Raw genomic sequence first — 19,054 nt, forward strand, 5'->3', positions numbered from 1 at the left:
TGCGGCTTTATGAAGCGGAGAGGCAGGTCGAAGTCAGGGAGACCAGTGGTCCCACCTCGAACCGCAAAAGTGCCAAAGTGCAGAAATATACGCGCTCAACCCTGGCTCGGAAAAGATTTGTGCTAAAACACAACTTTCAGAGAGCATTTTGGCCGGACACGAGGAATGTGGTCAATCAATTGTGACTATTCGCAGAAATCTGTTCCATTTTGGTAGAAATCATGAATGATAGTTGCATTTTTGCAGAAATGCTCAGATCAAAGAACTTAACGGAGGCTTCAAGAGCTTTAACTTGAAGTCCGATAATAAGTTGTTATGTTGACTTAATTGATTGTTCATACTTGGAGTTTGATGACCGGTAGAAGATGAAGTATAGTAACGCTATTCCGTGATGCACAATAGTAGGAAAAACCATACAACAGGGGGCTTCAAGAAGCTTGAATATATCAAATCTCATCAACCAACAACGGGCGTACTTTCGCAGCGGTGCAACCAGGGAGGTCTCCTTCCGGACCGGGCAGCTGCAAAAATTATATGACTTGGTGAAACGGTCGGAAGCGGAGGTGACGGAAGCGCTAGCGAAGGATTTTGCCAAGCCGCCGTTCGAAACGTTCGTAACGGAGGTCGGCTTCCTGCTGGCTGAAATCCGGCACGCGATGAAGCATGTCCAACGGTGGGCCAAGCCCCGCAAGGTCTCATCCAGTATGGCCCTGCTCGGTTCTGCCGGCTTCATTGTCCCGGAGCCGCGAGGCGTCTCGCTGATCATTGCCCCTTGGAATTATCCGTTTCAGTTGGCGCTCGCTCCGCTGGTCGGTTCGATAGCAGCGGGCAATTGCGCTATTCTCAAGCCTTCCGAGCTGACCCCGCATACGTCGGCGCTGATCGCCCGCCTTTGCAAGGAGACGTTCGATCCGGAATATGTTGCAGTGGTGGAGGGAGGAGTGGAGGCCAGCACAGAGCTACTGGAACAGGCCTTCGATCTGATCTTTTTCACCGGCAACACCGGGGTCGGCAGGGTCGTGATGGAAGCGGCCGCCAAGCATCTCACACCTGTCGTACTGGAGCTGGGCGGCAAAAGTCCGACCCTCGTTCACAACGACGCCAAGCTTGAGCTGGCTGCGAAGCGGATTGTCTGGGGAAAGTTTCTAAACGCCGGGCAGACCTGTGTCGCTCCGGATTATGTTCTGGTACACCGGAGCGTGAGGGACAGGCTCGTACAGGAGCTGTCCATGCAAATCCGTGAGATGTATGGGGATGTACTGGCGGACGGCAGCCGCTATCCTGCGATAGTGAACGATCGGCATTTCGAGAGGTTGACTGCGTACTTGAAAGATGGGGTGCCGGTCTATGGAGGACGCTCCGTTCCTGAGCTAAGACGAATTGAACCGACCCTTCTCACGGAGGTGGATTGGAGCTCGCGGGTAATGCAGGACGAGATATTCGGCCCGATTTTACCTATTCTGGAATATGACGATCTGGAGGAGGCCATAGCGCAGGTTGTTGAACAACCGAAGCCTCTTGCTTTATACCTTTTTACCGAAAGCACGGAGGTGCAGGAGAAGGTAATTCAACGAATCTCTTTCGGAGGCGGCTGCATTAACGATACGATTATGCATTTGTCATCTCCTTATCTGCCTTTCGGCGGTGTAGGGCCTAGCGGCACCGGAGCCTATCACGGAAAATTCAGCTTTGATGCCTTCTCTCATGCCAAAGGGGTACTCAAGCAGACTACGCGGTTCGATATCAGCATAAGGTATGGTCGAACGGAGAGGGCGATGAGCCTCCTGAAGCGGTTGTTAAGGTAGAAAAAAAGAGACCCACAGCAACGGGCTGCGGGTCTAAAGATATATATAATGAAAAAGGGGGTCATAAAGAAGTATAGCCCATTTATGTTAAGGATCGATGATAGCTATATTTCAGTTTGATTACAATTTATTAATTAACCTATGGTATAATAAATCGATTTGCAATTATCGTTACTTTACTACATAGGGAGTGTAGTGTATATGGACACATTGAATCTTAGTCTTGAAAAATATGCCGAGCTTGTCGTTCGGATCGGAGTGAATATTCAGCCCGGGCAGGTGCTGCTGATTGAATCGCCGCTGGAGGTTGCAGATTTTACCAGAAAAGTAGTAAAAAAAGCTTATGAGGCCGGAGCAAAATACGTGCAGGTGCAATGGGATGACGAAGAGGTGACCCGGCTGCGCTTCACACATGCTCCGGAGGAATCCTTCGATTATTATCCGGAATGGACGGCCGGTATGATGGAGCAGCTCGCAGAGAGCGGGGGCGCACTGCTGAACATTAAGGTTCCCGATCCGGAGCTGTATAAGGGCATTCCGTCAGATCGGGTAACCCGGGCAACCAGAGCTGCCTCGACGGCCCGGCAGAAGTTTCAAGGCTACGTTCGGAACAAGAAGTTCAGCTGGTGTCTGGTTAAGGCTCCGACCCGCGCCTGGGCGGCCAAAGTGTTCGCCGACCTGCCGGAGTCTGAGCAAGTAAGTGCGATGTGGGAAGCCTTGCTGCATATGAACCGGGTCGATCAGGAAAACCCGGTGGAAGCGTGGAAAGAGCATATCCGTACCCTTACGGAAGTGAAAACGAAGCTTAATGCGAAAAAATACAAAAAGCTCCATTACCGCGCACCAGGCACCAACCTCTCGATCGAGCTCCCCGAGGGGCATGTTTGGCATGGCGGAGGTACAACCGATGACAGCGGTGTGTATTTTGTAGCCAACATGCCGACCGAAGAGGTGTACACGATGCCTTCGCGACTCGGCGTGAACGGAACTGTCACCAGTACGAAGCCGCTCAATCTGAACGGCCGACTGGTGGACCGGTTCTCTTTTACCTTCGAGAACGGGCGCATTACGGATTACCAAGCCGAGGTGGGCCGCGAATACCTTCAAGCTTTGCTTGAGACCGATGAAGGTGCTTTGTACTTAGGTGAAGTTGCGCTCGTGCCGCACGACTCCCCTATTTCCAATACGAAACGCGTGTTCTACAACACGGGGATCGACGAGAATGCCTCCTGCCATCTGGCGATCGGCAGCGCTTATCCGTTTACGATCGAAGGCGGAACGAAGCTGACGAAGGAGGAGCTCCTTGAACGGGGAGCTAATATCAGCATGACCCATGTCGATTTTATGATCGGTTCGAGTGAGCTGGACATCGACGGCGAGCTGCCGGACGGAACAATTGAGCCGGTATTCCGCAGCGGTAACTGGGCGACATTGTAGTGAAATTTCAAAAGAGGCAATCCTTTTTGCGGATTGCCTCTTTTTTTTGTCACAAAAAAGAGGCCTCAAACGACTTATTTGCGAAAACAAGGGAGGGGATTCGATTGAATCAAAGTAAATGGGATGTTGTCGTTGTCGGCGGAGGCTTGGCAGGCTGGATCGCGGCGGTTTATGCCGCAAAGAACGGAAAGCGCACCTTACTGGTGGAGAAGGCTGCGGCATTCGGGGGCAGGGCAGCAACCGTCATTAAGGAAGGGACGGCGCTAAACCTGGGCGCCCATGCGGTCTACCGGGACGGAGAGCTTCCGGCCGTTCTGAAGGAGCTCGGAATCGAGCTGGAAGGAGGGGTTCCTGAAGCAGGGGGGCATGCCAGCTGCAACGGCAAGCTTTATATGCTCCCGGGCTCGCCGCTGTCGCTTCTTTCCTCCAGGCTGTTGTCCTGGCCCGGGAAGCTTGAGCTGGCAAAGCTGATGATGAACGTGAAGTCTATGAATGACAGCATGCTGCCTGCCGGCTCTTTAGCCGATTGGGCGGAGGAAAGCATTCGTGAGCCGATGGTTCGGCATTTGTTCTACACGCTGTGCCGAACCGCGACCTACGCCCATCGTCCCGATATCCAGCTGGCCGGCCCTGTTCTTCGGCAGCTTCGGCATGTCCTGCAAGGAGGTGTGCTGTATCTTCACGGCGGATGGCAGACGATGATAGAACGGCTTCATCTAACGGCAAAAGGAACCGGGTTGGTTACTGCTGTAACTGGAAGGACGGTGCGGCGGGTAAGTCCGGCTGCAGCTGCGGAAACGAGCCGTTATTCCGTTTCCTTCGCGGATGGAGACGCGGTACAGGCAGAGTCTGTCATTCTGGCCATTCCCCCGGCAGAATGCTGCCGGATCGTTGAAGGGGCGGAACGTACCTCCTTGGACGTGTGGCGCCGTCAAGCAGAGCCTGTTACGGCTGCCTGCCTGGATCTGGTCATGCGCAGACTCACACAGCCGCGCGTTCAGTTCGTGATGGGAGTCGATTCACCTTTTCTGTTTACGAATCAATCGAGAGCCGCTACACTTAACGATAATGGACTTCTTGCCGTTTCGCTGCTCAAGTACCACGGAGCGGATCAGCCTCAAACCGAACAGGACAAACGGCATATGGAACACATCATGGAGCAGCTCCAGCCGGGCTGGAGAGAAGAGACGGCCGCAGTGCAGCATTTACCGCACATGACCGTCGTCCATGACCACCCGCATATCGGACGGACAGAGCTCCCCGGACCCGCCGTACCTGAAATGCCTGGTCTGTATGTTGCGGGGGATTGGGCCGGGCACCGGGAGCTGCTGGCTGACGCATCGGCCGCCAGCGCCAAGAGAGCGGTCGGTGCACTGCTCGGGCAGGAGTCGAAAGGAGGCAGGAATGCAAATCGATCAGCTGTATGAGACGTATCGGCCGTTGTTATTTTCCATAGCATACCGGCTGCTTGGAAGTATTTCGGATGCGGAGGACATCGTACAAGAAACCTTCTTGGCTTGGAGTGAGCGCACTAAGCAAACAGCGGCAGTGCAGGGGGAGCCGGTTACTCATATCAAGGCATATTTGTGCCGCATTCTCACAAATCTTTGTGCCGACCGAATCCGCAAGCTCAGAAGGCAGCGGGAGTCCTATGTCGGACCGTGGTTGCCGGAGCCGCTAACGAACGCAGGCCCGGAGGATGCGTGCATCCGCAAGGATACGATTCATACGGCCTATCTTCTGCTGCTTCAGCAGCTGAATGCCGCCGAACGAACGGTATTCGTGCTTCGTGAGGCGTTTGACTTCAGCTACGATGAGATTGCAGAGATCACTGGAAAAAGCTCCGCCAATTGCCGTCAAATTTACCGCAGGGCGCGGCAGGGCATGCCAGCTAGGGAGGAGCAGGATGTGAAGCCTCCCGACACGAAGGATAATGAGCGGGCAAGAAGCATCTTGTTGGAGTTTGGGCAAGCGCTGGAACGAGGCAATGTTCCTAAAGTGCTGCAGATGCTTACGCAAGATGCGATCCTGATTTCGGACGGCGGCGGAAAGGTGAATGCGGCGTTAAAGCCGATCCTGACGCCGGAGCGGATCGTCGCTTTCATTATAGGTACGGCATCCAAGCTGCCTGAAGGCATGCAGGTCAAGAGTGACCAGGTGAACGGTCTTCCCGGTTTGGTGTATATGCTGGAGGATCGAGTGTTATACGTGGTTTCGTTTGCCCTGGAAGGGGAACGGATCAGCGGGATCTACCTGGTTTCTAACCCGGATAAGCTGGAGCGACTGAATTCGTAAAGCCATAATCATGTTAATAATCTTATGAATATTAGTAAGAACAAGCGCTCTCAGTCGGAGTGCTTGTTCTTTTTTTCATCGGCTTGATTCCTGAAATGCTGCCTGTCCTCCCGATAGTGGAGCGGGGACACTCCCTCGATCTTTTTGAACAAGCGGCTGAAGTAGAACGGGTCCGCATACCCGACCTCCTGGGCAATTTCTTGAACGCTTTTGCCGGTATGGCGGAGGAGGTGCTTGGCTCGTTGAACCCGAAGCTGCTGAACATAGTGGTTCATGGTGGTGCCGGCATACTTTTTGAACACCTGGCATAGGTATTCGTATTTATAGCCCTGGGCTTGTTCCAGCTTCGCTCTGTTTAGGTCCGATTCGTAGACATTGTTCAAATAGTTAACCAGCCTGCGGAAGGTGATATACGATATCGGAAAATCGGTGTCCAGATGGCTCTGCTCCAGGAAGTCGTTGGCGATGAATCCGAGAATTTCGGCTAGGTGAAGCGTGCTTTGGTAGCGAAAATAGCCGCGTGGCTCCTTCATGGCTTCCAGCAGCTCCTCGAACCGGCTAAGCAGCTTGTAGCGATGACGGCACCGGTGCCATCTTGGGAGGATGATCAGATCCTCGTGGCTGAATTCGACCGTTCGCAGCTCGGTCCGTTCGGCATGGACTATCGTAAGGTCAGGCGCTTGATGTAAGGCGAATTCGTTCATGCCGGGATGGCAGGAGAACTGGGTCCAATAGAAGGTGCCCTGCCGTTCCTGCGGGCTCCAGCCGGTATGCTGCTCCCAGGGATGGAGCAATAAGGAATCCCCGGCCTGCAGGACGAAACGGTTATCCCCGGCTTCCAGATGCACCGTGCCCTCGGCTGCTACGATCAATTCGTAATAAGGATTGTAATGTTTATTGAAAAAGGTGGTGTTGGCATTCGCATCGAACAGATCCGCCCACTTCACATCCGGTACGGACAAACGTGACATGGAATAGTACATAGAATGGCTGCCTCCGATATTTTTAATAGATGAAACTAAATCGTGTTCATGGCTTCGCGCAAGCTACGTTTCTATAATCGAAATAGGATGCTTCTATCATAACCGAAATCGAAGGAGACGGGGATCATGCAAAGCAATATTATAAATGAAAAGGACTATTATCGGATCGTATACGGCGGATGGCTCGGTAAAAATATCGGGGGCACGCTTGGCGCTCCCGTAGAGGGTGTCAAGAAGCTGCTTGAGCTGACCTTCTATCCGAGATTGCCTGAAGGTCCGCTCGAAAACGATGATCTCGATCTTCAGCTGGTTTGGCTGCATGCGCTGGAGCAGTACGGTCCCTATCTTACCGCACGCGAGCTCGGGCAGGAGTGGCTGGAGCATATCTTTTTCCCGTACGATGAATACGGTTACGCGCTGACCAATCTGCGGAGAGGACTCATTCCGCCGGTAGCCGGCTCCTTCAATAATCCGTTCACGAACTGCATGGGCTCTCCGATCCGTTCGGAAATATGGGCGATGACGGCGCCAGGCTTACCGGAGAAGGCCGCGTATTACGCGTATCAGGACGCGATCGTCGATCATGCGGGCGGTGAAGGGGTCTATGGGGAAATGTTCTTTGCCGCCATTGAAAGCGCTATTTTCTTCGAGAAGGACCGCGACCGGCTGATTGAGATCGGCATGATGTTTATTCCCCCTACGTGCCGCACCTACAAGGCCCTGCAGGATCTGCTCCGCTGGCACCGGAAGGGGAAAAGCTGGACGGAAGCCCGCGCGTTGATCCTAGAAGTGCACGGAAGCGACAACTTCACCGACGCACCGCAAAATATTGCGTTTACCATTCTCGGCTGGCTGTACGGGACCGACTTCGAGGACGCTATCCTGAAGGCCGTCAATTGCGGCTACGACACGGATTGCACGGCAGCGACGCTTGGCGCCATTCTGGGCATGCTGCTCGGACCGGAAGGATTGCCTGACAAATGGGTGAAGCCGGTTGGCGATCGCGTCGTCGTGAGTCCCCCGATCAAAGGATTCCCGGCCCCGGGCAATCTGGACGAACTGACCCGTCGTACGATTCGGATGGGTAAGCAGGTATTGGCTGCCTGGGATTCGGACATTGTGGTGCATCCCGAGGAACCGACCTGCATGAGCCGCCGGAAGCTTTCGCTGGAAGAGGTAAGGGAACTCTGGGGCAGATCGGCAACCTCTACCCGCTACTTATTGCCGAAGGGAACGGTTCATAACGAAGCGCTTGAGCTGGTCCTTGAATTCGGAGAGGAAGGACCGGCGATCGGCGTGAACAAGGAGAAATCGCTGCGAATCACGCTCATCAACCGCTCGCAGATTAACCTGAGGGGAAGTCTCTCCATGGATTTGCCGGAAAACTGGAAGGGGCCGGAGGCCATCGAGGTCGTGCTAAAGCCAAACGAGGAGGTCGTCTGGGATGCCGTCGTGTTTTCCGCAGGGACAGCGGCTCCGTATTATGAGCTGAGCCTCATCTGGTCAAGAATACACGACCGCTCGGTGTGGACCGCGGAGAAAGTGACGTTTGCGCTCGTTGGCGCAGCCCGCTGGACGGTATGGGGACCTGACGGCAGCGAAGGCGTCGAAGCGGAGTTCTCCGGCAATCGTTTGGATTGGGAGAAGGCCGTGGCTACCGATACGGAAGGTTTATACCGGGCTAAGACGACGCTGATTAATCCGTCGGATCGGAAGGTCAGACTTATCGCAGCGTCTAACACCCCCATCATACTTAGATTGAACGATGAGATCGTCATTAACTGTCAGAGCATCCCTGCATTCATGCCGGCGTATCACCGTGCGCCTAAGGAACAATGGATCGAGCTGACTCTCGCTGCCGGTGAATATGAGGTAGAGGTGGAGGTGCGTAAGGAGGGAGTGCCGCTGGAAACTTACATCCTGCCGGTGTCCACACGGGATACCGAAACTCCGGGACCTTTTTATTACTATACGGATATGCTGTTTGGAACAAACCGATGAGGTTACAAGCAAGCTAATCACAAAGTTGTTGGAAAATTTTAACCACAGGTAAATCAATGAAAAAGCAGCACTCTCCCAAATTGGATTATGCTGCTTTTTGTAATGTTCTACGGGAGGAGAGGTAAACAACGCATAGGATCACCGCGTTAGAAAATAGTCGGCACTATTCCCCCATCGATTCGAATAGGAGAGCCTTTAAATGCTGATGCATAAGGACTGCATACGAACGTAGTTAGTCTTCCGATTTCAATAGGCCTAATAAATCGCTGAATTTCCGATTGAGGCAGGTTTGCAGACATAAATTGCTTTTCTTTTTCCTCGAAAGTCATGTCCTCATTCGTGTACATTCCTTCAATGATCTGATGCACATTCTCGGAGAGCGTTGGCCCCGGCATAATTGTATTAACCGTAACTTCCGTGCCTTTGGTTAGTTTCGATAAACTTTTAGAAAGTGAAAGCAGCATGGATTTCGTTATACTATACTGTGGCATGAGTCCTGAGGGCATCATTGCTTCTTCACTTGCAATAAAAACAATGCGCCCATAATCGTTTTTCAGCATGCTAGGCAGGTAAAGCTTTGTTAAACCATTGGCTGCAAGTACATTGGTACGGATATACCTTTCCCAAACCTCATCGTCGATGTTCTCGTATTGCAGTACTTCATAAATGCCCATGTTGTTAACTAAAATATCTACCTTGGGATATTTTTTAAATAAAGTTTCTCTTTGACCAGGATCAACAAGATCGGCTGCAGCATTCTGAGGAGAGGTAGCCGGAAAATCCGACTTCAATTCATGTACGGTTCGTTCTACCTCTTCCTCGTTTCGTCCGTTAATAAGTACATGAACCCCTTCTTTGGCAAGTTCAATCGCAATGGCTTTGCCTATCCCTCTCGTTGATCCTGTAACTAAAGCCGTTTTATTGGCTAAATCCATATCCATTATCCATGTCTCCAATTCACAATTTGTTTTACGTTCCGGATAAGGATGATTTTACGTTGTCTGGACCGTTCAGAAAATAGCGTCATGCGTCAAAGTTCTTGCTTTACGCGCCAAAAGACTTAGTAAATGGCCGCTCTCCGCCAATTCGAAGGAGTATCGCCTTCCCAAAGGCGAAAGGCGCGGTAGAACGAATTCTGGTCTTCGTACCCGAGCAAGTAAGCCACTTCTTTAATATCAAGCAATGGGTCCGCCAAGTACTCCCGTGCCTGCTCTTGTCTAGCTTGGGTCAACAGCTGCTTAAAGCTCGTCTTCTCGTTTGTAAGTCGGCGCTGCAAGGTACGAGGGCTCATTCTCAGCTCCTTAGCGACGGTCTCAATGTCGGGGCGCCCGCCTGTGAGGGTACGTTTCATAATCCCTTTGACCGTCTCGGGAATGGAGCGGCTGCGCCGCTGTTCATCGAGCGATCGGTCCAGGGCAGGAGTCAACATTTCCAGCAATTCCTCATTGTAAGAAACGAAGGGAAGATCCAAATCTCTTCGATGCAGCGTCAACCGGTTATGCTTGGCACCGGTCCGGATACGGCAGCCGAAGTAAGCTTCAAGGGCCTGAATATCGCCCATTGAGTGTGCGAATTCTACGTATTTCGCCTTCAAAGATTGACCGGTTCCCCGGCGCCCAAGCTCCATCAAACATGCCAGTGTAATCCCAACCAGCATCGGCGGACCGGAATGTTGGCTAGATAACCATTCCAGCTCGATCGTGCAATGCTCGCCCTCCTCGGAAATGCTTAAGCTCTCGGGCGGACATAGTTGTTTGTACCGTGCCATTCCCTTTAGAGCATCACGGTAGTTGCGTGCGTGGTAAGTCGCTAAGACAGTTGGGGGATACTTCGCAGTTTCAAAGAGGGTGGCTAGCTGGATGATCCCTTTGGCTGTATCACCCATTAGCTCGGAATACGCCTGCCAAATCGCAAAATATTGGGCGGTGGTAACCACCGGTTCGTTAATAATGGTAAGGGGTAGCTGCGCTTTGCGAGCTATCTCATGGCCGGCTATTCCTATTTGACGGAATCCTGCCCAAATTCCCGGAGGAAATGCAATACGGTCCGCGGTAGGTGAGGTCATATACTTGGGCCTCCTATAGTATGCATTAGGGGTCTGGTAACCCCAGCTGACTGGTTGTACTTAGTATTCCCAGTCTAATCTACTCTTCGCTATCACACAACAGTCAGATTAACGTCAATTAGCACCCTACGGTTTATCCCGCAAGGTGCTTTTGAACGCATTCGAGGAACCGCGAAGTGAGAAGGAGCAGGAGGCTTGTCCCTATGCAGGAACTGCAGCAGGGAACCACACTTAAGGCATTTTTTCGACATGGCCAAATTTTAGAAAGAACATCGCATTGATAATGATAAGCAGCAGATACGCATACAGCGGCTTCTTTTGATTCAATCGCAGTAGGGGGAAAATGAGGATGTCGACAAAGACAGACCAGCCGAGGCTCCAGCCGTTAAAGTAGGTAAACAACCCCATCCTATAGACGATCCATTCATGGAAACCAAAGGTCAGTGCCCATCCTAGATTATATAATAATTGCTTCAGCAGTCCGTTAGGATAGTGAGACAGAAACAAAATGGTTACACAGGGAAATACTACAAAGGTGAGCAGCAGCTCGAACAAGGAATGCTTCCACTGAAAGTATGGCGATTCAAATCGCCATAGGATATCAGCCCCTGTTAAATAAAAGTAGAGCAGGCTGCCGCATATGAAAAAGTAGGTGCTGGACATGTAATCGTTAATATTCTTCCAGTCTCCCCATTTCCACGCCGCTGCAATCCACCCCAAATAGCCGATAAAAAAAATAATCTCCATGTCTCAATCGCTTCTTTTCTGAAATATTGCCCAAGCAGAAGCAAGGGATCATCACGTTTCCGAGAATAGTATGCCCTATATTACATGAAGATTATTTAAAAAAACACAGTAAATGGTAAAATTGGTACTAAAGTAACTCTTTCGCTGCGCGGCGTCCCGTGAAGAAGAGCAGGAGAAACGAGATGCTGCCAAGCATAATGATAAGAATGGATAAATACTGGGAATCATATCCTGGGAGATGAATGAGAAATGGCACAAGCAGCATAGATACGGAACTAAGCAGAAAATACAACCTCGCTCGTTTACGCAGAGTATGAGCCAAGGCAACTGCGCCGTGCTCCGCTGCATGGTTCCTTGCGGCATCGAGAAACCTGCTTACCATGGCCAGCATGAGAAACTGTACCAAACTTCCGTAGGTTAATAAAGGAATGCTGATAATCCCATCTCTTCCCGAGCTTGGCAGCAGGGGCAACAGGTCTGCGGCAGAGAGGAAGGTTAGGGCAATTGCATAGGGCAGGGCATGGGAATATTCCTTGCGAACCCGGCTTGCCCGATGGATGGCGTTCCATAGAAGTACATAGCCAACCAGATCGGGCAGCAAATCGAAGAATAAAATTCTGACATCGATGAGGATCCATACCATTGCCCAGGCAAATCGGTTAAAGGCTCTATGCATTAGTCTTGACCCCCGTTTCGCTGGCGAACGTAGCTGAGCAGCTCCCGGTTATCGAACTGAGGCCATTGTCCGATGATTCCGTGCGATGCCGCCTCCCGTCCCTCCGCATCCAGCAGCGTCAATCGCAATCGATAAGCATGGTGCCGCCGTTCATCCATAGGGGGTAGCTGGAAACGATACTCCATTCCAATGTAGTCCCCAGGCTGGAGAGTCATCGGGTAGCCGTTACGATCCAGGGCATCCTTTCCGTTCAGCTCCGCAGTAAAAACACCTTGCAGCTGACGCTCGAAGCTAAGCTTCAGCGAATGGAGCGTTATCGCTTGCTTCACTCGATATCCGGTACTCCCGGAGCCGTCCGATGAGCCCGCCGAATGGGCTTGCTCCATGCGGCTTTCTCCCGTTACGCTGCGATTCGGAAAGATCGTTATACTTCCGATGGAAACGACTTCTTCCGTCCCGTCGGTGTAATACACACGCATCCGGTCAAAGGCGTACGGCTCCGTTATTTTCTGCATATCGAAGGTAGCGGGACTAAGAATTTGCTCCATTACCTGAAGCCTCCCGAATTCCGACCGTGGCAGCGAATGGTGAACACGCAGCCAAGCTCCGTTAGGCAGCTCGTATTGGTACGGCTTTTTCTTCATATCCGTATTGGCTATATAATAGATGCTTGTGTGAGCAAACAAGGAGGCGTCCAGCTCATAGTAATGCTCCAGGAATATCGGATTCTTCAGCTTCTGCGATTCGTAGTAACCGATGCTTCCCGACCACACGGCCAGCAGGAGAACGAGCAGGAGAGAAAGCTTATATTTTCGCACCCGGAACCCTCCTTTACCCATCTCGTTACCTACTGAATACTGACGAAGCTCCGCTCCTTATTGTTGCTGAATGCACATAAATAAGGCTATCAGCTTGAGATCGTCCTCAAGAGATAGCCTGTCGTAAGGAGAGTCACGGCTCGCGGGAAGGATTCTCCAAATCAATGATGACCGGCTCATTCGGGAATTTATAACCGCAGCCGGGACAATACTTCGTATCGGCCAGCACGACCTTGCCGCATACGCATTCTTTTTCTTTCTTTACCTCGACAATTTTGTGTTCCAGAAGCTTGATTTCCTGCTCAATGAGCTTGATGGCTTCAGCGCCGGAGGCGATAGCCGTTTCCGCTAGAGAAAGGCTTCCTGAGGAATAAGCTTGATAGACCTGCTGCCCAATGAGCTGGTACTGACGCTCGATCTCCTTTTGTTTGGCGAAAATGGAGGCCTTGATCCGTGTAATTTCCACGGTCTGCTGCGCTTTTTTCGCTGCCTCCGAAGCGCCCTGCTTCATTTTGTCAAAGAAAGACATAGGTTCCCCTCCATATCTTGACGTCTTTTTCTTCCTACAGTAGTTTATGTAACACAGGATTCGTAAAGTCCTTCCCTAATGGAATCGTTTTTTCCCAGGAAGAAATGTGAAAAGAACTACTTTCTTATTGACGATTGGCGTATCCTGTCGTATTATGTATAAAGTAATTGTGAATTAAATCACATGATACGGATCGTTTATTACTCAAATAGGAAATAGGAGTGTGTTCTTATGCAAGCTGTAGAAACACAGAACCAAGCACCAACTGGCAGCACTGAGGCGGTTGATGCTCAAGGGCTGACCCGTTTGCTGACTCAACTGGCCAAGCCGGAGGTTCAACAATCCTTGCTTGTCCTCATCGATAATCTTCCTAGACTGACTGCAGCAGCAGATAAGCTGGCCCAAGTCTATGAAACGGCAAGCACGCTGGCAACGGACCCGGTGTTCGTTGCGGACATTAAGGGCGGCTTCGAGGAGATCGTCCTGCCCGTTGCGGACAAAGCGAAAGGAATTGCCTCGGCCGTTATGGAAGCAAGCGATAGGGCACAAAATGAAACGGATTCGATCGGATTGTTCGGACTGCTCAAAATGATGAATGATCCCCAGGCACAGAAGCTGTTTCGGTTCCTGCGCGCATATCTAGCGGTTGCCAACGAACGGGAGAGCGCGCGATAAGCTGCGGACTAATAGAGATAAGACGGAGGTTTTTTCAATGACTCAAAAAATCGTAATTCTCGGCGGCGGCTACGGCGGATTGCTTAGTGCAATCACCGCTAGAAAATATTTCACACCGGAAGAAGCATCGATCACCCTTGTCAACCGGATCCCATCCCACCAGATCGTAACCGAGCTGCATCGTTTGGCGGCCGGGAACATTTCGGAGCAGGCCATTGCTTTGCCTCTGGAGAAGCTGCTTCATGGCAAGTCGGTGAACCTTATCGTACAGAACGTGGAGAGCTTCACACCGGATCAGAACAAGGTGCTGCTGCAGGACGGCCGAACCCTGGAATATGATATGCTGGTTGTCGCTCTCGGCAGCGAAACGGCCTTTTTCGGCATTCCGGGCCTGGAGGAAAACAGCTTTACTCTTAAATCCGTGCGTGACGCGAACCGGATTCGAGCGCATATCGAGGCAAAGCTGCAAGCCTATGCCCAAACGCATAACCAATCGGATGCGACTTTCGTTATCGGCGGCGGCGGACTGACCGGTGTTGAGATGGTAGGCGAGCTTGCTGACGAGCTGCCGGCGATGTGCCGCAAGCTGGGCATCGACTACAGCGAAATCTCACTATACTGTGTAGAAGCCGGTCCTTCCATTCTGGCAGGCTTCCCTGCAGATCTCGTTGACCGCGCAAGAACAAGCCTGGAGAAGCGTGGAGTGACGTTCCTTACGGGTGTGCCGATAACGGAAGTGAAGGGCAGCACCGTATACCTCAAGGACGGCAATACGCTGGAAACCGGCACTTTGGTTTGGTCAGGCGGCGTTCAGGGCAACCCGATTGTTGCGGCTTCCGGCATCGAAACAAACCGCGGCAGGGCTACGGTCAATGAGTTCCTGCAATCGACCTCGCATGCCAACATCTTCTTGGCTGGAGATAGCGCGGTTGTGATGATGGCCGAAGAGGGCAGACCTTATCCGCCGACCGCTCAGCTGGCTTGGCAGATGGGAGAGCTCGTAGGCTACAATATGTTTGCATACGTACGCCAAGCGTCCATGCAAAAGTTCGAGCCTGTGAACTCGGGAACCCTCGCCAGCCTGGGACGCAAGGACGGCATCGCCACCATCGGCGCTTCGAAGACCAAGCTGAAGGGCTTCCCGGCATCCGCTATGAAAGAAGCCAGCAATATTCGCTATTTATCCCATATTAACGGTTTATTTACACTGGTGCATTAAGCTAAACAGGCAGTCTGCTCACCCAAGAGCAGCTGCCTGTTTCTTTATTGTGGTGCCTTTACTTGTGAGAAGTCAAGTTCCGTATCAGCAAATTGTTATATTTATCCGAATGCTTCAGTTCATCTAAAATAATACCGAAAACCGTATCCTTGTAGATTCCATGGGGAAGCCCGAACCATATTTTACGATACCGTTCGACAGCTTCCAGCTCGCCCTGCTGTGCCTTCTGCAAACCGGCGATGTAGGAGGTAACCTGCTCCGGAGCCTCATTGCTTACGCCGGTGACCTCACGTCCGGTTAATTCCCTATACATTTGCCGAAACATTTGGTTATGGCCCCGCTCATCGTTTCTTATGGAAGCTATCGTGTCGGCTTGTTCCCGGTTCGGTGCAAGCTTGATCAACTGATCGTAAAACAGTTCGTCGTTGCGCTCTCCCTGTACGGAGGCCTTTATCATTTCTAGCGCCTCTTGCGTGGTGATGGACCAGATAGGAACGAAGGCAGCTCTGTTCCAATAAGAATTTACATAATACATGGAATGATCCTCCAGTTTCTGTCATTCAATACAAGGCAATCTATGTGCATCAGCCCAGAATGGTGCATGGGTGATTAAGTTCTATAGATCTGACTCATAATGGGAATTAAGCATACACTTCCAACCCAAGGCGGAGACGAGCTATGAATGACTACCTCGATATTCTACTAAGAACGGTAACTTCTCTGATCCTCTTGCTGCTGATCGCCAGGATCCTTGGAAAGCAAACCATTTCCAACATGACCTTCCATGACTTCGTTGCCGGAATAACCTTAGGGGCTATATCGGCCAATTTGGCTTTTAATAACAAGATTCCTTGGGCTTACTTGCTCCTGTCCCTTTCGGTGTTTACACTGGCTTCCTTTATTTTTTCACTGATTGCCTTGAAAAGCCGGGGTCTGCGGGGATGGATCTCCGGGTCTCCGACCGTGCTGATTCAGGATGGCAAAGTCCTGGAGAATAATATGCGGAAAGCCCGATATACGTTGGACTCTCTGAATCAGGGCCTGCGGGAGAAAAATGTGTTCAATATGGATGAGGTAGAGTTTGCCATTCTGGAGGACAACGGGAAGCTGTCTGTTCTCAAGAAGGAAGAACACCAGTTCGTGACCAAGAAGGATCTTCAGCTTTTAACGGGGGCGCAAGCCTTTCCGGTCGAGTTAATCATGGACGGCCAGCTGATCGAGAAAAATATGGAGAGCAGCGGCATTTCACGGGAATGGCTCGAGCGTGAACTGGAGCAGCAGGGGAAACAAGTATCGGACGTTTTCTATGCCGTAAGGGGAACGAAAAAACAGCTGTTTTTTGATTTTTATAAAGAGAAAATTACGATGCCTGTCGATAAGGAATGAGTATTTCGCGGAGCACAGTCAAAAGCTGTGTTTTTTTCATGTTTTGGGTAATTCTATTCCATAGAAAAATTCGGATTCTAAAGGAGTATGGGATGAGAACCTTCGTGCTATTTTTGTCGTTATCTATTATTTTTATTACGACTGCCGGTGCAGCCGGACCTAAGAAAGATCGGTATTATTACGAAAAAACCGGTCAAGTCGTCTGGGAGATACCCACCGAAGAGAAGGTCGTGGCCTTAACATTTGACGATGGACCGCATCCGCAGCATACGGTACAAATTCTTGACCTTTTGAAGCAGTATGAAGCCAAGGCAACTTTTTTTGTTGTGGGGAATAAAATAAAGGCGGCACCGGAGCTGCTTCGGCGTGAAGTGGACGAAGGGCATGAAATCGCGAACCACACGTATAGCCATGCATACATGGGTATACGAACCGATATGAGAAAAGAGATCAACGACACGGAACAGCTGATCGTCGCTATCACAGGCAAACGATCCACCTTGTTCCGCCCGCCCGGCGGGATTTACAACGATAACCTCGTTACGATGGTGAATCAGGAAGGGTACAAAATGGTGCTCTGGTCATGGCCGCTGGATACGAAGGATTGGGACACCCCGGGTGTAAATAAAATCGTCGATCGCGTGCTGAAGAATGCGGACAACGGCAGTATTGTGCTTTTTCACGATTATATCGAGGGACCTACACAAACAATTGATGCCTTGAAGGTAATATTGCCGGAGCTGCAGAAGAGAGACTACCGATTTATTACCGTTTCGGAATTGTTATCTCACCGAAAAAGCAGTGAAGCCCTGCATAACCGCTAGTGTTTTTTCACCGTTGCAAGAAGGACAAGCAAGCCAAGCAATAGGAAGGAAAGCAGCATTCTGGCAGAGCTGTTTAACTCAGGCGATAACGAAGTAAACGGGATAAAAGAATCCAACCAATAGAAGCAGATATACAAGACAAATAGCAGCAGAAGCGATTTGGCGAACAAAGCTGCGTAGGGCAAGAATACAACACGATGTTTGCATAGAATGAAGCTGTTCCAGCCGAGCGAGACGGCCTCCAGCACCATTAGCTCCAAAGCCGTACCAATATATCGTAGCTCGGGAATGGCAATCAGCGTATAACCGGCCGTTACGGCACACAATAGCCCCGCAACCAATCCGTAAATGGTATGCGCGCTTTTACCCATCACCCAGAGGATCGTTGTCGTCAGCTCCCGGAGCCCCACAAGCAAGGGCATGATGCTCAGGAAGGCAATCGCGATCCCGGCTGAGGCATTATGAAATAAAATCATGGCCAGCTCATGATGGTAATACCAAATAAAGAAGGCTGACCCCAGCCCCCAAAACCAACCCAGGGTAAGCATTCGTTCTACCCGAAGAAGGAACCTTTCTTTCTTCTTGTTAAGCCAAGCCCAAGATAGCTTTGATGCGGAAATATGCGATAAGGAGGCGGTTACTAGACTCGGCAAGTACACTACACTTGCAGCCATGCCCGTAAATTGTCCGTAAACGGCAGTTGCCTGGGAGACGGACAATCCGGAAGCTTGAAGACGGTGCGGAATGATAAGCGCATCCAAAAACTCGGATAACGGTATGATGATTCGAGTCCCCATAATGATTAAGGATTCGTTCGCGAATTGGAAAGCGCTGCTCACGCCAAAGCTATGCCATCCCCCAATGGAGCTGAGACCAGAGGCTTTTAGTTCACGAAGCAGGAGAATGGATAAAAAAAGAAGTGCAGCGACAGCGCCGCTCCACGCACCAACCAAGGCTCCGCCTACAGCTTGATGGAGGCTTTCCTTTATCCACGCTATGACTAAAAGCAGCATAACAGTGACCCGAACCGCTTGCTCGATCAATTCGGAAACTGCGACAACACCGTACATCTCCAAGCCTTGAAATAAACCGCGAATCAGATTAACCAACGGGACGATGGCTAGAACGGGAGACAAATAAAGAAATGCTCTGCTCATTTGAGGTTCATCAAATAATAAAGCAAGCCGGCCTGCTCCTAGATGAATCAGAAAGCATAGTATGACAAGGAAGGGCACAAGATATAACAGAGACAGCCAAAAGTATCGAAGGCCTCTTTGAAAATCGCCTGCCGTACGAAGAGTCAAGACTGTTGGATATCCGCCCGTTGCTATAGTAAAGAGAAGCCCATATGTAGAATAAACCATTTGGTATAGCCCGACGCCTTCAGATCCGAGCATCTGAAATATCGGTATGCGGACGATTCCTCCAAGTATTTTGACGCACAGCATAATAAGCGATCTTGTAACAAATTGGATAGCTGAAGTGGACAACCTCATTCGGCGTAATCTCCCTAGGTTCATATTTAGCAAGTGAGATCATTTCCGCAATTACCATATATAGTAAGCATACGCGGAACCCGAATGAGGTATGTCCA

General features: G+C 50.9%; 18 protein-coding genes. 9 read left to right on the top strand and 9 right to left on the bottom strand.

What is annotated here, in order from left to right; genetic code table 11:
* Positions 1–437 precede the first annotated feature (437 nt).
* The 4 genes from RAC89_RS23485 to RAC89_RS23500 all read left to right on the top strand — a co-directional run bounded on the left by RAC89_RS23485 (position 438) and on the right by RAC89_RS23500 (position 5,537).
* Positions 438–1,805, top strand: coding sequence for an aldehyde dehydrogenase (locus RAC89_RS23485; RefSeq protein ID WP_306616187.1), 1,368 nt, complete (start codon positions 438–440; stop codon positions 1,803–1,805).
* Positions 1,806–2,006: 201 nt separating this feature from the next.
* Positions 2,007–3,242 carry an aminopeptidase gene (locus tag RAC89_RS23490; RefSeq protein WP_306616188.1) on the top strand — a complete coding sequence of 412 codons (1,236 nt, stop codon included), beginning with the start codon at positions 2,007–2,009 and terminating at the stop codon, positions 3,240–3,242.
* A 104-nt stretch (positions 3,243–3,346) separates the two neighbouring features.
* Complete coding sequence (locus RAC89_RS23495) at positions 3,347–4,669, top strand: FAD-dependent oxidoreductase (protein WP_306616189.1); 1,323 nt, start codon at positions 3,347–3,349, stop codon at positions 4,667–4,669.
* On the top strand, positions 4,647–5,537 hold the full coding sequence (locus tag RAC89_RS23500) for an RNA polymerase sigma-70 factor (protein WP_306616190.1): 891 nt from the start codon (positions 4,647–4,649) through the stop codon (positions 5,535–5,537). The genes RAC89_RS23495 and RAC89_RS23500 overlap by 23 nt, the downstream gene beginning before the upstream one ends.
* 50 nt (positions 5,538–5,587) lie before the next feature.
* On the opposite strand, the gene RAC89_RS23505 is transcribed toward RAC89_RS23500, so the two are convergent.
* The gene (locus RAC89_RS23505) at positions 5,588–6,520 is read right to left on the bottom strand and encodes an AraC family transcriptional regulator (protein WP_306616191.1); all 933 of its coding nucleotides are present in this window, start codon (positions 6,518–6,520) and stop codon (positions 5,588–5,590) included.
* A 126-nt stretch (positions 6,521–6,646) separates the two neighbouring features.
* Here RAC89_RS23505 and RAC89_RS23510 point away from each other — a divergent pair, with 126 nt between their 5' ends.
* Positions 6,647–8,521, top strand: a complete 1,875-nt coding sequence (locus tag RAC89_RS23510) for an ADP-ribosylglycohydrolase family protein (RefSeq protein ID WP_306616192.1) — start codon at positions 6,647–6,649, stop codon at positions 8,519–8,521.
* A 146-nt stretch (positions 8,522–8,667) separates the two neighbouring features.
* On the opposite strand, the gene RAC89_RS23515 is transcribed toward RAC89_RS23510, so the two are convergent.
* From RAC89_RS23515 to RAC89_RS23540, 6 genes are all read right to left on the bottom strand, one after another.
* Positions 8,668–9,462, bottom strand: a complete 795-nt coding sequence (locus RAC89_RS23515; RefSeq protein WP_306616193.1) for an SDR family NAD(P)-dependent oxidoreductase — start codon at positions 9,460–9,462, stop codon at positions 8,668–8,670.
* Between the two features lie 119 nt (positions 9,463–9,581).
* On the bottom strand, positions 9,582–10,586 hold the full coding sequence (locus RAC89_RS23520) for an AraC family transcriptional regulator (RefSeq protein ID WP_306616194.1): 1,005 nt from the start codon (positions 10,584–10,586) through the stop codon (positions 9,582–9,584).
* Positions 10,587–10,817: 231 nt separating this feature from the next.
* Positions 10,818–11,333 (bottom strand): CBO0543 family protein, encoded by a 516-nt coding sequence (locus RAC89_RS23525; RefSeq protein ID WP_306616195.1) that lies wholly within the window; start codon positions 11,331–11,333, stop codon positions 10,818–10,820.
* A 127-nt stretch (positions 11,334–11,460) separates the two neighbouring features.
* A complete protein-coding gene (locus tag RAC89_RS23530) occupies positions 11,461–12,009 on the bottom strand; it encodes a hypothetical protein (protein WP_306616196.1) in 549 nt (182 codons plus the stop codon).
* Entirely contained in the window at positions 12,009–12,827 is an 819-nt protein-coding gene (locus tag RAC89_RS23535) for a hypothetical protein (protein ID WP_306616197.1), read from the bottom strand. Before RAC89_RS23535 ends, RAC89_RS23530 begins: the two co-directional genes overlap by 1 nt.
* Before the next feature lie 133 nt (positions 12,828–12,960).
* A complete protein-coding gene (locus RAC89_RS23540) occupies positions 12,961–13,356 on the bottom strand; it encodes a zinc ribbon domain-containing protein (protein ID WP_306616198.1) in 396 nt (131 codons plus the stop codon).
* 231 nt (positions 13,357–13,587) lie between these two features.
* Between RAC89_RS23540 and RAC89_RS23545 the strand changes: the two genes are divergently transcribed.
* Both RAC89_RS23545 and RAC89_RS23550 read left to right on the top strand, forming a co-directional pair.
* Positions 13,588–14,031: a helical membrane plugin domain-containing protein gene (locus RAC89_RS23545; RefSeq protein ID WP_306616199.1), complete on the top strand. Its 444-nt coding sequence runs from the start codon at positions 13,588–13,590 to the stop codon at positions 14,029–14,031.
* Between the two features lie 37 nt (positions 14,032–14,068).
* Positions 14,069–15,250: an NAD(P)/FAD-dependent oxidoreductase gene (locus RAC89_RS23550; protein ID WP_306616200.1), complete on the top strand. Its 1,182-nt coding sequence runs from the start codon at positions 14,069–14,071 to the stop codon at positions 15,248–15,250.
* Between the two features lie 58 nt (positions 15,251–15,308).
* Here the strand turns inward: RAC89_RS23550 and RAC89_RS23555 are convergent, their stop codons facing one another.
* On the bottom strand, positions 15,309–15,785 hold the full coding sequence (locus RAC89_RS23555; RefSeq protein ID WP_306616201.1) for a ferritin-like domain-containing protein: 477 nt from the start codon (positions 15,783–15,785) through the stop codon (positions 15,309–15,311).
* A gap of 143 nt (positions 15,786–15,928) precedes the next feature.
* Here RAC89_RS23555 and RAC89_RS23560 point away from each other — a divergent pair, with 143 nt between their 5' ends.
* A complete protein-coding gene (locus RAC89_RS23560) occupies positions 15,929–16,636 on the top strand; it encodes a DUF421 domain-containing protein (RefSeq protein ID WP_306616202.1) in 708 nt (235 codons plus the stop codon).
* 92 nt (positions 16,637–16,728) lie between these two features.
* Complete coding sequence (locus RAC89_RS23565) at positions 16,729–17,460, top strand: polysaccharide deacetylase family protein (RefSeq protein WP_306616203.1); 732 nt, start codon at positions 16,729–16,731, stop codon at positions 17,458–17,460.
* Here RAC89_RS23565 and RAC89_RS23570 read toward each other — a convergent pair.
* Entirely contained in the window at positions 17,457–18,980 is a 1,524-nt protein-coding gene (locus RAC89_RS23570) for an oligosaccharide flippase family protein (protein ID WP_306616204.1), read from the bottom strand. The genes RAC89_RS23565 and RAC89_RS23570 overlap by 4 nt on opposite strands.
* Between the last annotated feature and the right edge of the window lie 74 nt (positions 18,981–19,054).

The sequence above is a fragment of the Paenibacillus sp. GD4 genome (genome assembly GCF_030846225.1).
GTDB classification, from domain to species: Bacteria; Bacillota; Bacilli; order Paenibacillales; family NBRC-103111; genus Paenibacillus_G; species Paenibacillus_G silviterrae.